Origin of the sequence: Thalassospira sp. MCCC 1A02491 (genome assembly GCF_001613785.1) — a bacterium.
Classification (GTDB): domain Bacteria; phylum Pseudomonadota; class Alphaproteobacteria; order Rhodospirillales; family Thalassospiraceae; genus Thalassospira; species Thalassospira povalilytica.
Genome location: NZ_LPVX01000012.1, coordinates 47,781 through 60,355 on the forward strand (window position 1 = coordinate 47,781; position 12,575 = coordinate 60,355).

10 protein-coding genes and 2 tRNA genes are annotated in these 12,575 nt (G+C 55.1%); 9 read left to right on the forward strand and 3 right to left on the reverse strand.

Annotated elements, in window-relative coordinates; all coding sequences use genetic code 11:
* Positions 1-61 precede the first annotated feature (61 nt).
* The 6 genes from AUQ42_RS05400 (at position 62) to AUQ42_RS05425 (ending at position 7,180) form a co-directional block, all read left to right on the forward strand.
* On the forward strand, positions 62-1,366 hold the full coding sequence (locus tag AUQ42_RS05400; protein ID WP_068518080.1) for an aspartate aminotransferase family protein: 1,305 nt from the start codon (positions 62-64) through the stop codon (positions 1,364-1,366).
* A gap of 38 nt (positions 1,367-1,404) precedes the next feature.
* Positions 1,405-1,755: a Dabb family protein gene (locus AUQ42_RS05405; protein WP_231856690.1), complete on the forward strand. Its 351-nt coding sequence runs from the start codon at positions 1,405-1,407 to the stop codon at positions 1,753-1,755.
* Between the two features lie 87 nt (positions 1,756-1,842).
* Positions 1,843-2,055, forward strand: coding sequence for a type II toxin-antitoxin system VapB family antitoxin (gene vapB, locus AUQ42_RS05410; RefSeq protein WP_068518081.1), 213 nt, complete (start codon positions 1,843-1,845; stop codon positions 2,053-2,055).
* 161 nt (positions 2,056-2,216) lie between these two features.
* Positions 2,217-3,227 (forward strand): HlyD family secretion protein, encoded by a 1,011-nt coding sequence (locus AUQ42_RS05415; RefSeq protein ID WP_068518082.1) that lies wholly within the window; start codon positions 2,217-2,219, stop codon positions 3,225-3,227.
* Positions 3,227-6,034, forward strand: a complete 2,808-nt coding sequence (rbbA, locus tag AUQ42_RS05420; protein ID WP_082817749.1) for a ribosome-associated ATPase/putative transporter RbbA — start codon at positions 3,227-3,229, stop codon at positions 6,032-6,034. The genes AUQ42_RS05415 and rbbA overlap by 1 nt, the downstream gene beginning before the upstream one ends.
* Positions 6,035-6,037: 3 nt before the next feature.
* Positions 6,038-7,180, forward strand: coding sequence for an ABC transporter permease (locus AUQ42_RS05425; RefSeq protein WP_068518083.1), 1,143 nt, complete (start codon positions 6,038-6,040; stop codon positions 7,178-7,180).
* 69 nt (positions 7,181-7,249) lie between these two features.
* On the opposite strand, the gene AUQ42_RS05430 is transcribed toward AUQ42_RS05425, so the two are convergent.
* Together AUQ42_RS05430 and AUQ42_RS05435 are read right to left on the reverse strand one after the other, a co-directional pair.
* A tRNA-Val gene (locus tag AUQ42_RS05430) sits at positions 7,250-7,326 on the reverse strand.
* 16 nt (positions 7,327-7,342) lie between these two features.
* Positions 7,343-7,419, reverse strand: a tRNA-Val gene (locus AUQ42_RS05435).
* 260 nt (positions 7,420-7,679) lie between these two features.
* Between AUQ42_RS05435 and AUQ42_RS05440 the strand changes: the two genes are divergently transcribed.
* The 3 genes from AUQ42_RS05440 to AUQ42_RS05450 all read left to right on the forward strand — a co-directional run bounded on the left by AUQ42_RS05440 (position 7,680) and on the right by AUQ42_RS05450 (position 10,129).
* Positions 7,680-8,546, forward strand: coding sequence for an N-formylglutamate amidohydrolase (locus AUQ42_RS05440; protein ID WP_068518084.1), 867 nt, complete (start codon positions 7,680-7,682; stop codon positions 8,544-8,546).
* A complete protein-coding gene (locus AUQ42_RS05445) occupies positions 8,546-9,121 on the forward strand; it encodes a GNAT family N-acetyltransferase (RefSeq protein WP_068518085.1) in 576 nt (191 codons plus the stop codon). The genes AUQ42_RS05440 and AUQ42_RS05445 overlap by 1 nt, the downstream gene beginning before the upstream one ends.
* Before the next feature lie 165 nt (positions 9,122-9,286).
* Complete coding sequence (locus AUQ42_RS05450; RefSeq protein WP_068518086.1) at positions 9,287-10,129, forward strand: hypothetical protein; 843 nt, start codon at positions 9,287-9,289, stop codon at positions 10,127-10,129.
* A 1,152-nt stretch (positions 10,130-11,281) separates the two neighbouring features.
* Here AUQ42_RS05450 and AUQ42_RS05455 read toward each other — a convergent pair.
* Positions 11,282-12,388 carry a diguanylate cyclase gene (locus AUQ42_RS05455; RefSeq protein WP_231856691.1) on the reverse strand — a complete coding sequence of 369 codons (1,107 nt, stop codon included), beginning with the start codon at positions 12,386-12,388 and terminating at the stop codon, positions 11,282-11,284.
* Positions 12,389-12,575 lie beyond the last annotated feature (187 nt).

A 12,575-nucleotide genomic window follows, 5' to 3' on the forward strand; every position in this document is an offset into this window, starting at 1 on the left:
CAAGATATCAACAGCCGATACCCTGTATCCATCAAAGACACACGCTTGCAGGGAGCCAACCATGTCAAACAATGCCGATCCGAAATTCTGGGATGCCGCCAAAAAACACCTGATCCGCTATGGCGGAACGTTCGAACCAGCCATCATTGAACGTGCCAAGGGATCGTTTGTATATGATGCCGACAATCGCGCGATCCTTGATTTCACATCCGGGCAAATGAGTGCGGTTTTGGGGCACGGGCACCCGAAAATTGTCGAAACCGTGCAGCGCCAGGTCGAAACGGTGGCCCATCTGTTTAGTGGCATGTTGACCCGCCCGGTGGTGACCTTGGCCGAACGTTTGGCCGCCCTTGCGCCGGGGCTTGATCGCGTGCTTTTGCTGTCCACAGGGGCGGAAAGCAACGAAGCCGCCATTCGCATGGCAAAGCTTGTGACCGGCAAGCACGAGATTGTCGCCTTTTCCAAAAGCTGGCACGGGATGACCGGGGTTGCGGCATCGGCGACCTATAGTGCGGGGCGCAAGGGTTATGGCCCGGCGGCAGTCGGATCGCTTGCCATTCCGGCCCCCAATGCGTTTCGTCCGCGGTTTAAAAATGCTGACGGATCGCTTGACTGGCAGACCGAACTTGATGACGCCTTTAACCTGATTGATGCGCAATCAACCGGCAATCTGGCGGCATTTGTCGCCGAACCGATCTTATCAAGCGGCGGGATGTTGGAACTTCCCAAAGGGTATCTTGCCGCACTCAAGCAGAAATGCGTTGAGCGCGGGATGCTTTTGATCCTGGACGAGGCCCAAACCGGCATTGGCCGCACCGGCACCATGTTTGCCTTTGAACGTGATGGCGTGATGCCCGATATCCTCACCCTTTCAAAAACCATCGGGGCCGGATTGCCGCTTTCGGCTGTGATGACGACGCCGGAAATCGAAGATGCCGCCCATGAAAAGGGCTATCTGTTCTATACCACCCACGTTTCCGATCCCCTGCCCGCCGCCGTGGGCGTAACGGTTCTTGATGTCGTGGCCGAGGAAAACCTTGTGGCGCGCGCAGGTCACATGGGCAAACGGCTGTTTGACGGGTTGGCCGCACTGAAAAACCAGTATTCGTGTGTTGGCGATGTGCGCGGACGCGGGCTTATGCTGGGTATGGAGATCGTCAAGGATGGCGGTGCGCCCGATCATGATCTGGGGGCTGCGATTGCGAGTGAGGCATTCAAGCGCGGGCTTAGCATGAATATCGTCAAGCTTCCGGGCATGGGCGGTGTGTTCCGCATTGCCCCGCCGCTGACCATTACCGAAGAAGAACTTGATCTTGGCATTGCGATCATCGGGGATAGCATTGCAGCAAGCCTTCATGGTCGCTGATCACGTTCACATCAGTTGACAGACCAAACGAAACAGAGGTGAAATCAGACAAAGCCAACCTTCGCAAAGGTCTTGTCATGATCCGCCATATCGTTCTGGTCAAATTCCAATCGGGCATCAAACAGGATGACATCACATCCCTGTTTGATGCCCTTGCCAATCTTGGCACCCTTATCCCCGGCATGCGGGGCTTTGATGGCGGCATATCGGTCAGCCCGGAAAAGCTTGAACAGGGTTTCCGCCACGGGTTCTGCATTGATTTTGATGATGCCGCCGCGCGTGATGCCTATCTTGAACATCCCGAGCATCAGAAACTTGGCGGGCAACTGGTCGGGATGCTTGAAGGTGGTTTGGCGGGATTGGTGGTGTTTGATCTTGAGATGGCGTGATTCGTCGATTTTGGTCTCTCATTGAAACCAGATTGAAAATGCACATATTGGCCCTCAGACCCTGCATATCCGAGCGGAGGGATTGCCATGAAACAGACAACGGTATTCAGCGATAGCAAGGGACAGGCTGTTCGTATCCCGGCAGAGATGGCCTTTCCACAAGGCACGAAAACAGTTGCCGTACATTCCATCAATGCGGCTCGCGTTGTTACGCCAGTCGATCATTTGTGGGATACATTCTTTGACAGCCCATCGGTCAGTCTCGATTTCATGGAAGATCGCAACCAGCCCAAAGTGTAATAAAATACTTTGCGCAATATCAAAGAACACCCTCGCACAACCCTTTAGGATCATTCCAGAAAATCGGACATTGCAAGCGTAAGCGAACTCTGGTCAGATATTACGATCAGAGATTGTAGATCCCTTGCCCCCTGTCCTGGCCCCGTTTCTCGGAGAATGGAATGAAGAACCTGCGTTCTGTGCTGATTGTTCTTGTGGTGATTGTCGTGGCGGCCGGTGGCGGCTTTGCCTATTGGAAATCCCAGCAATCCGAGCTTCCCGACTTTATCGCATCGGGCAATGGCCGCATTGAAGCCGAAGAAATCCGGGTGGCGACCAAATATGCCGGGCGGGTCGACGAGGTTCTGGTTGATGAGGGCGATACGGTCAGTGCCGGTCAGGTCCTGGCACGTATGGATACCGCCGAACTGATGGCCAGTCAGGCGCGTGCGCGGGCCGAAGTTGCCGGTGCCGAACAGGGCATTGCCGAGGCCGAGGCATTGATCATCCAGCGCCAAAGCGAGCTTTCCTTTGCCCAGCAGCAATTGGCGCGCGCCAATGAGCTGGTGAAAAACAACAACATTTCCCGCGAACAGGTCGATCAGCGCCGGGCCGACCGGGATGTCGCACAAGCAGCCCTTAGTGCCGCCCAGGCCAAGCTTGTGAGTGCGCAGCGCAATGTCGAGGCGACCGAAGCGGAACTCAGACGCATTCAGGTCCAGATTGATGATTCAGTCCTGAAAGCGCCGCGCGATGGGCGAGTGCAATATCGCCTTGCCGAACCGGGCGAGGTTTTGTCGGGTGGCGGGCCGGTCATCACGATGATTGATCTGAGCGATGTTTACATGAATGTGTTCCTGCCTACGCGACAGGCCGGTCTGGCCTTTGTTGGCAATGAGGCGCGCATCATGCTCGATGCCGCGCCGGGCTTTGTGATCCCGGCCAAGGTATCGTTTGTTGCCGATGACGCGCAATTCACCCCGCGCGAGGTCGAAACACGGTCCGAACGTGACAAGCTGATGTTCCGGGTCAAGGTGCGGATTGATCGGGAATTGCTTGCCGAACATATCAAACGGGTCAAGACCGGCCTTCCCGGTGAGGCCTATATCATGCTGGCCGATCATCAGGACTGGCCCGATGCCTTCACGCCAAATGTGCCCGATGACGCCACCCTTCGCCAGAGCATGAAGTAATGAGTGATACCGGCTCAAAGCCCGTTCACGCTGTCGGTCAGGGCGTCGTTCAGGGTGTCTATCATGCCATCGAACATGCCGTGCGGCTTAAAGATGTGTGCCACCGCTATGGCAAGGTCACGGCGCTTGATCATATTGATCTGGAAATCCCGACCGGACAGACCGTGGGCTTTATCGGGCCGGATGGTGTGGGGAAATCGACCGCCCTTGCCCTGATATCGGGTGCGCGCAAGGTTCAGGACGGGTTGGTTGAGACATTGGGCGGATCAATGGCCGATCGCGCCCACCGCAACGATATCCTGCCCCGGATTGCCTATATGCCCCAGGGACTTGGCAAGAACCTTTATATGGATCTGACAATCCGCGAGAACCTTGATTTCTTTGGCCGGTTGTTTGGTCAGGGCAAGCGAGAACGCAACGAGCGGATCGCGTCCCTTACCAAGGCGACCGGACTGGCACCGTTTACCGAACGGCCCGCCGGAAAGCTTTCGGGCGGGATGAAGCAGAAGCTTGGTCTGTGTTGCGCGCTTATTCATGATCCCGATATCCTGATTTTGGATGAACCGACCACAGGGGTTGATCCCCTGTCGCGACGGCAATTCTGGCAACTGATTGACGCAATCAGACAAACCCGGCGCGAGATGACGGTCCTTGTCGCCACTGCCTATATGGATGAGGCCGCCCGGTTTGACCATCTGATTGCGATGAATGACGGCAAGATCCTTGCGACCGGCAGTGCCGATGACATCCTGAGCCGGACCGGAACAGATAACCTTGAAGCGGCCTTTATCGCCCTTTTGCCCGAAGAAGAACGCAGCGGGCATCATGAACTGGTCATTCCGCCGCGCACCAGTCATGGCGACACACCGGCCATTGTTGCCGAAAACCTGACCCAGCGATTTGGCGATTTTACCGCCGTGGACAATGTCAGCTTCCGCATCGAAAAAGGCGAGATTTTCGGGTTTCTGGGCTCGAACGGTTGCGGCAAAACCACGACCATGAAGATGCTGACCGGGCTTTTGGCAGCAACCGAAGGCACGGCAGAACTTTTTGGCAAGCCGGTCGACGGACAGGATATCGAGCTTCGCCGCAAGGTTGGCTATATGAGCCAGGCCTTTTCGCTTTATTCCGAACTGACCGTGATGCAGAACCTTGAGCTGCATGCGCGGCTGTTTCACCTGTCCGAGGATCAGATCAAGCCGCGTATTGACGCGCTTTCCGAGCGGTTCGGGCTTGGTGAATATCACCATGATCTGGCAGAGCGCCTTCCGCTTGGTGTGCGGCAACGCTTGTCGCTGGCGGTTGCGATCATTCATGATCCGGAAATCCTGATCCTTGATGAACCGACATCGGGTGTCGATCCGGTGGCGCGTGACGGGTTCTGGGAATTGCTGGTTGAACTTTCGCGCAAGCAGGGTGTGACGATCTTTATTTCCACCCATTTCATGAATGAGGCGGAGCGGTGCGATCGCATATCGCTGATGCATGCCGGCAAGGTGTTGATCAGCGACACCCCGGACGCGATTACCAAGGGACGCGGATCAGACACCCTTGAAGAAGCCTTTATCAGTTATCTGGTCGAGGCCAGCGGCGAACAGGAAGCTGCCCCCGAACCGGACCCGGATCAGATTTCGGGCGATGACATTCAACCCGATCACTGGAAACCGGCAAAGGCATCGATATTCAGCCCGCGTCGACTTTGGGCCTATTCATTGCGCGAAACCATGGAGCTGATCCGCGATCCGATCCGGCTGATGTTTGCCCTGATCGGGACGGCGATCCTGATGCCGGTCTTTGGCTATGGCATTACGTTTGATGTTGAAAACCTGACCTATGCGGTGCTGGACCGCGATCAGACGCCGGAAAGCCGGACCTATATCGAAAATCTTTCGGGATCGCGCTATTTCCGGGAACAGGAACCGCTGATCAGCAATGCCGATCTTGAGGCACGATTGCTGTCGGGCAGCATTTCACTGGCGATTGAAATCCCGCCCGGTTTCGGGCGCGATGTCGGCCGGGGTGCCAGCCCGGAAATCGGGGCCTTTATTGACGGCACCATGCCGTTCCGGGCCGAGACCATTCATGGCTATGTCGAAGGCATCCATCAACGGTATCTGAGCGAGACAGCCCGCCGTGAGGATGGCAGCACGACATCATCCCTGCCGATCCAGATTGAAACCCGGTATCGCTACAATCAGGATTTCAAAAGCATCTATGCCATGGTGCCATCGGTGATTGCCCTGCTTTTGATGTTTATTCCGGCCGTTCTGATGGCAGTGGGCGTGGTGCGCGAAAAGGAATTGGGATCGATCACCAATCTTTATGTCACCCCGGTTTCAAAGCTTGAGTTTCTGTTGGGTAAACAGTTGCCCTATATCGCGCTTGGTTTGATCAACTTTGTCCTGATGAGCGCCATGGCGCTGTTCTGGTTCGAGGTGCCGTTGCGCGGCAATGGATTGACGCTTTTGCTTGGGGCAACACTATTTGTGATTTCGACCACGGGGCTTGGTCTTTTGATTTCGTCCTTTACCAGCACCCAGATTGCCGCCCTGTTTGGCACGGCGATCATTACCATGGTGCCATCGGTGATGTTTTCAGGAATGATGCAGCCGATTTCATCACTGGAAGGCGCGCCGGCGGTTCTTTCGACCATCATCCCGACATCGCATTTCATGTCGATCAGTGTCGGCACCTTTACCAAGGCGCTTGGCTTTGCCGAGCTGTATCCCGAACTGATCAAGCTTGCGATCTTCTTCCCGGCACTCAGCATGATTTCGATGCTGCTTTTGAAAAAGCAGGAGGCCTAAGCGATGTTGGCAAGACGGATCAGCAATATCTATCGGCTTGGCATCAAGGAGCTTTACAGCCTTAAACGCGACATCGTTCTGATGATCCTGATTGTCTGGGCGTTTTCATTTGCGATCTATAACGCGGCGACCGGGTTTTCCCATGACCTTAACCATGCGTCGATCGCGATTTCCGATCAGGACGGATCGGCACTTTCTCTGCGCATCCGTGATTCATTCCTGCCACCATTTTTCCAGAACCCGGTCCAGATCGAGGAACGCGACCTTGATGCGGCAATGGATAGCGGTGAATTCACCTTTGTACTGGTGATCCCGCCGCAATTCGAACGCGACCTGATTGGCGGGCGCAATCCGGAAGTGCAGCTTAATATCGATGCCACGGCGATGATGCAGGCCGGGATCGGCCAGGGATATGTCAGCAATATCATTTCGCGGGAAGTATCAACCTGGCTCGGCGGCAAATCGGCCTATGCCGGGGCCAATGGCGACAGCACGGCCCAGATCGTCACGCGCTATGCCTATAACCAGAATGCGACCAGTTCGTGGTTTACCGCGACCATGGAAATCATCAATGCCATTACCATGCTGTCGATCATTCTTTCGGGGGCGGCCCTTATTCGCGAACGCGAACATGGCACGATCGAACACCTTCTGGTCATGCCGCTTGATCCGTTTGAAATCATGATGGCAAAGGTCTGGGCCAATGGGCTTGTCATTCTGATTGCCAGTACGCTGTCGCTGACCTTTGTGGTCGAGCTGATCCTTGGCGTGCCGGTGATCGGATCTAAGCTGTTATTCATGGCCGGCACGGTGCTTTATCTGTTCTTTGCCACTGCCCTTGGCATTTTCCTGGCGACCATGACGCGATCCATGCCGCAATTCGGGTTGCTGTTTATCCTGGTCGTCCTGCCGCTTCGGATGCTTTCGGGGGGCACCACCCCGCTTGAAAGCATGCCCGAAACCCTTCAGAACATCATGCAGATCGCGCCATCAACCCATTTCGTGAAATATGCGCAAGCCATCCTGTTTCGCGGAGCGGGCATTGATGTGGTGTGGCCGGAATTTCTTTTGGTCTTTGTGATCGGCAGCGCCTTTTTCGCATTCAGTGCCATGCGGTTCAGAAAAAGCATCGCGCAAATGCGGTGAGGACCGGGCCAGAAACACACTCCCCCCGAGAAACACAAAACCCCGCGCGGCAACCCGGCGGGGTGGGAATGGTGGGCCTAACAAGACTCGAACTTGTGACCTCTCGCATGTCAAGCGAACGCTCTAACCAACTGAGCTATAGGCCCCTATGGGTGTAAAAGATGGTGGGCCTAACAAGACTCGAACTTGTGACCTCTCGCATGTCAAGCGAACGCTCTAACCAACTGAGCTATAGGCCCGCAAATCCATCTTTTGAAAAACCGCCCCGATCAGGGTGAAAGGATTGGTCCGTGCCGTTTGCGTCGGCGAGGCGGTATTTAGCCCAAGGCAGACAAAGGTGCAACCCCAGAAATGGTTTTTTGACAAAAAATCTTCATCAATTCTGCTCCAATTACCATATGCTAGGGAAGCCTGCTGCACCTGATCGGGTGCAGGATGGTTTTGGGGACCGCGGGATATTGAAGAACACTGTTACCAGGGATGGACGTTACGCACGACAATGAACCAGTTGCCTTCGGAAATTACCTCAACCGGCCCAGCTACTGTTATCCTGCCACCACGGCAAACATTGCCAGTGGTGTTTGCATCCCCACATTCAGGACGCCAGTACCCCCAGGACCTTATTGAAAGCGCGCGGATCGGATCGTTCGAACTGCGCGCATCGGAAGATGCCTTTGTCGATCAGCTGTTTACAGCCGCTCCGAAACTTGGCGCGCCGCTTTTATGCGCGACATTTCCGCGTGCCTATGTCGATGTGAACAGGGCCGCGATGGAACTTGATCCGCGCATGTTCGAAGGCGACCTGCCCGATGATGCGGAAATCAATTCGATGCGGGCACTTTCGGGGCTGGGATCGATCCCGCGCGTGGTCAGCGGCGGGGTCGAGATTTACAAAAGCCGCCTGCCCGTCGAAGAAGCATTCGAGCGAATTGATACCTATTACCGGCCCTATCACAGCGCGTTGCAGAAACTGATTGATCAGACACGCGACAGTTTCGGCTATTGCATTCTGATTGATTGCCATTCAATGCCCGGTGATTCCACCGACAGCATGAAAAACCGCGTTGATCTGGTGCTTGGCGATTGCTATGGAAGTTCATGCCACCCGTCATTGACGCGGTTTGTGGATGATTGTCTTCGCAATATGGGCTTTGGCCCGGCGCATAATGACCCCTATGCCGGGGGATATTGCACGCGCCATTACGGCCGCCCCGAAGAGCATGTGCACAGTCTTCAGATCGAGCTGTCACGCGCGCTTTACATGGATGAAGCCACAATCACCCCGCATCGCGGCTTTGACATTCTGCGTGACCAGATGACCAATCTGATTGCGGCCTTCCATGATCTCGACGGGAACCCGTTTTAATGACCGATACTGCGACCAGCGTTGTTTTGCACGATCTGGTGATCCGCGATGCCGAACCCGAAGATTTCGAACGCATTACCGAAATCTATGGCCATCATGTCCTGCACGGGCTGGCATCATTTGAAGAACGTGCACCCGAAATTGCCGAGCTGACATCACGCTGGCAGCATGTGCGCGAACGCGGCCTACCCTATCTTGTCGCCGAACTTGACGGCCGGGTCGAAGGCTTTGCCTATGCCGGATCATACAGAACGCGCCCGGCCTATCGCTTTACGGTCGAAGACACGATCTATATCGCGCCCGATGTTGTCGGCAAGGGTGCGGGGCGTGCCCTGCTTTCGGAGCTGATCAAACGGTGTACCGCCCTTGGTTACCGCCAGATGGTAGCCGTGATTGGCGATAGTGCCAATGTGGCATCGATCGGGCTTCATGCGCGGCTTGGCTTTAGGGTTGCCGGAACCCTTCAGTCGGCCGGGTTCAAGCTGGGCCGCTGGGTCGATAGCGTCATCATGCAGCGCGGCCTTGGCGATGGCGATGGGACAACCCCGCAAAACAACCCCTCGCGCGAGAAATAATTCCGGAATCAAGCCCCTGATCCGGGAATACATCAAGCCCGACACACTTATTATTCGATTTTTCTAAAATAAACTGCAAAACCTACTCTTGCAGCTAGTTCCGCGGGGCCTGAAACGCTCTTATTCTCCGACGCGTGATCCGCAATCGGGGGAAAGAGCGATAAGATGCTGAACGATCTTGCGACCAGCTATGCCGGCCTGCCCGATCAGGCTGCCCGTGCGGTGAATTTCTGCATGTTTGCCGCTGCCGGATTGCTTGGCGCGATGTCGCGCAGAAACAACGTATCGATCACGCGAACACAGTATTTTGTCAGACTGTCGCTTCTGGGATTTGCCATTGCGCTTTCCGGGGTCGCCTATGTTTTCACCACGCCCGCGATCGAGCATAATCTTTACTGGGTGATCACGGTATATCCGCTGCTTGTCGCCATGGTGGCGGGCTTTGTCCTTGGCCGCCTTTCTGTTGCCCGGGCGCTTGATATCGGCGGGCAGAAGCAACTGGCCATTCTGGGATTTATCCCGGTTCTCAATCTTTATCTGCTTTTGAAAAGCGGTCGGACAAGGCCAGGCATCATAAGATCCGGCTCGGCATCCCTGCTGTCTGGCGGCAAAGGCATCATGATCGGACTGGCGATCATTATGCTGGGTGCCTATACGTCATTCAATTTCAAAACATCCGCCTTTACGATCAATGATCAGCAACAGCTCAGTGCGAAGCTTGGCAAGATCGCAAACGACCTTCAGCCGATGCTGCCGATCACAACGGGGGAAACGGTTGACCTGGTCATGATCAAAGCTGCCAGGAACGAGCTTCAGCGGACCTATATCGTTTATGATCCCGCCTTTGCCTTTACCGCAGACTCCCATGATCAGATCGCGGCCTATTTATGCAGCGATCCGAAAATAGCACTACTGGTGAATGCCGGTGCCGTATTTGTCGAGAACTACGTCACCAGTCAAAAGCATCTCAATACATTCCGGGTCAGCCGAACCGATTGCAGCCATTAGGGCAATCGTGCCCCAAAATATCAGCCCCGCGCATACTGGCGCGGCCTGGTTGATTTGCAACGCACAAAAATCCGCGCAAAAATTCAAACCGTATATCAACAGGATTATTGAGACAGCCGAAATCAACCTAAATGGCTGAATTCAGGCAAAAAAGAAGGCCGCCTGTGACAGCGGCCCAAGTCTAGGGAGGAAACGTCCAAGAAACGAGCGACAAGTCGCTCGCCGGAATGCACTGCGTCCTACCGCAGCGCACAAATGGAGATTACCCATTTGACGGGGAGGACGCAATAGCTTTTTGACTATTTTTTCGTCAAAAATATCGATGCATATTTTTTCATCACAATTTTATGACAATGCCCGCCAATCGGTCTGAATTTCCGACGTGAGAGGCTATTTTTTGATCATCAAAGAAAAGCGGATTTTCGAATCTGGAAAAAGAATCGATGCGAATCCATCGCATCAATCGCCCGAAATCCCCCTGCCCGGTTCGGGTGATTCGGGAAAATCACCCCTGAAAGCAAGAAAACCACCCGGGACAAGCACATCAAACGGCGTTTCGCCCGTCAAACACAGACCGAAAGCCCGAGAGCTGCACGCAAGCGTCGAAAACATCAGAACTCTTTCCCCCAATACCGGGGATTAAAGTCGATCACAAAAGAAAATAAAAACCCGCGATTTGATGGCATGCCCGCAAAACACCGCCATGGGCAACCAACAATGCACCAACACCGCCAAAGCTTGCGAACGTGCACAGCCAGCTTGAACCACCGCGCAAAGGCCGTCGTAAATCGGAAGTGGTTATGAGAGCTTCGGATATCGGGTGCTTTAGCTGAGTGCAGCGTGCTGGATGGCCCACGCCGAGCAACCGGTACTGGATGACCGGTGCTGGCGCTCAGATGCTTCGGCACCAAGCCCAAGCGCCAAGCGTCCGAGAGACCGCCGACAAACAGGCATCTGACGTTAAGCGCCAGAAGCATGGCCCGTGGTGTGAAGCGCAGAGAGAGAGAGAGAGAGAGAGAGAGAGAGACAGTCCCGGACATGGACTTAAGGAGCTGCGGTGCTTCCGATGCAAATTGTCAGGTGAAGAACAGGAGCACGTACCGCCGCCGTCCTTTACCCGATGCAGGCAAAGGGCATACAGGATGAGCCCGATCAATTCAGGGTACGGTCAACCGACTGGACATTGGCGCTGCAGGGTGCGCCGGCAGGCTTGCGGGTCGGGTGACGGCGCCCGGACAACCCGTTTGCAATCATGTCATCATGATCGCGGCGTTTTTTGGCTTCATACATGCGGCGGTCGGCCAGTTCGATCAGGTTTTGCGGCAAGGCGATTGCATCTTCGATCCGTTCGGACAGACCGACGCTGGCTTTTTGGACCTGACCATTTTCAAGCGCAGCCAATCCGGGTGCCATGACACGGTCAAGGACCTCGGCGGCGCGGGCGCGATCGAGTTCGGGCAACAGGACCAGGAATTCCTCCCCACCCCAGCGCACGACAAGATCGGAACGCCGGAACCGGGCAACCAGATTTTCACCGACCTCGCCCAGAATGCGATCGCCATAGTCATGCCCGTAGCGGTCATTGATCTGTTTGAAATCATCAAGATCGATAAAGGCCACCGTATAGGGCACCTTTTTGCGCAGGGCACCATCAAAGCTGACCTTGATCATTTCCATGCCAAAGGCACGGGTGTAACAGCCGGTCAAAGGATCAATGGCGATTTCCTGGGCCGCGACAATCGTGCGATAGAGCTGTACCAGTGCCGAAAAGACCGCAAGCGGCAGCAGCACCATCAACAGCAATTCAAGCGGGATCATGCCGGTGGCAAGGTCGATATAGCCCCCGACCACCAGAAGCCCAAGAATCGGCACACACAACATGACTGCTTCGACCAGGGTCACGGGCATGATCGCAATCATCACCACCAGCCCCAGCATCAGGAAACTGTGCGCGGTATGCATGCGTTCGGTCGCCTGAAGATCATTGCCGCAAAATACCGTCAGCAGACAGACCGCAACAATCAGCATCAACATCGGCAAATAGGGAAAATGCCGACGCAAGCGCGCACTGACCGCCCGGTTGGTGATGACGGCCAAGGCCACCCCGGACACCAGCAGCCGCATCACAAAGACCTGTGAGGACCACATATCAATCGAAAGAGAACCATCCCAGAACGGGACAGCCAGCATCAGCACCAACACAAAGAAGGCGGCGAAACGCGCCGATAGCAGAATCGTTTCCTTACGCCGCAGATGCAATAATTCCGCATGTCTTGGCGTATAGAGGAAGTCACGATAGCAACACCGCAAAGACCCGGCAGTGCGCCTACTATCTCTGAAGAGATCAGATAGCACGCAGAACAGCTCCACCTTCAATAATTTCAGGGACCTACCTGTCCCCGAATGTGACCATCATGGTTCCCTTATTTAACCAAAGATACAACTA

Excerpts from the sequence above, each read along its gene's own strand:
- AUQ42_RS05425 (WP_068518083.1), top strand. The coding sequence starts at position 6,038 with ATGTTGGCAAGACGGATCAGCAATATCTATCGGCTTGGCATCAAGGAG.
- AUQ42_RS05445 (WP_068518085.1), top strand. The coding sequence starts at position 8,546 with ATGACCGATACTGCGACCAGCGTTGTTTTGCACGATCTGGTGATCCGC.
- AUQ42_RS05450 (WP_068518086.1), top strand. The coding sequence starts at position 9,287 with ATGCTGAACGATCTTGCGACCAGCTATGCCGGCCTGCCCGATCAGGCT.
- AUQ42_RS05440 (WP_068518084.1), top strand. The coding sequence starts at position 7,680 with ATGAACCAGTTGCCTTCGGAAATTACCTCAACCGGCCCAGCTACTGTT.
- AUQ42_RS05415 (WP_068518082.1), top strand. The coding sequence starts at position 2,217 with ATGAAGAACCTGCGTTCTGTGCTGATTGTTCTTGTGGTGATTGTCGTG.
- AUQ42_RS05400 (WP_068518080.1), top strand. The coding sequence starts at position 62 with ATGTCAAACAATGCCGATCCGAAATTCTGGGATGCCGCCAAAAAACAC.
- rbbA (WP_082817749.1), top strand. The coding sequence starts at position 3,227 with ATGAGTGATACCGGCTCAAAGCCCGTTCACGCTGTCGGTCAGGGCGTC.
- vapB (WP_068518081.1), top strand. The coding sequence starts at position 1,843 with ATGAAACAGACAACGGTATTCAGCGATAGCAAGGGACAGGCTGTTCGT.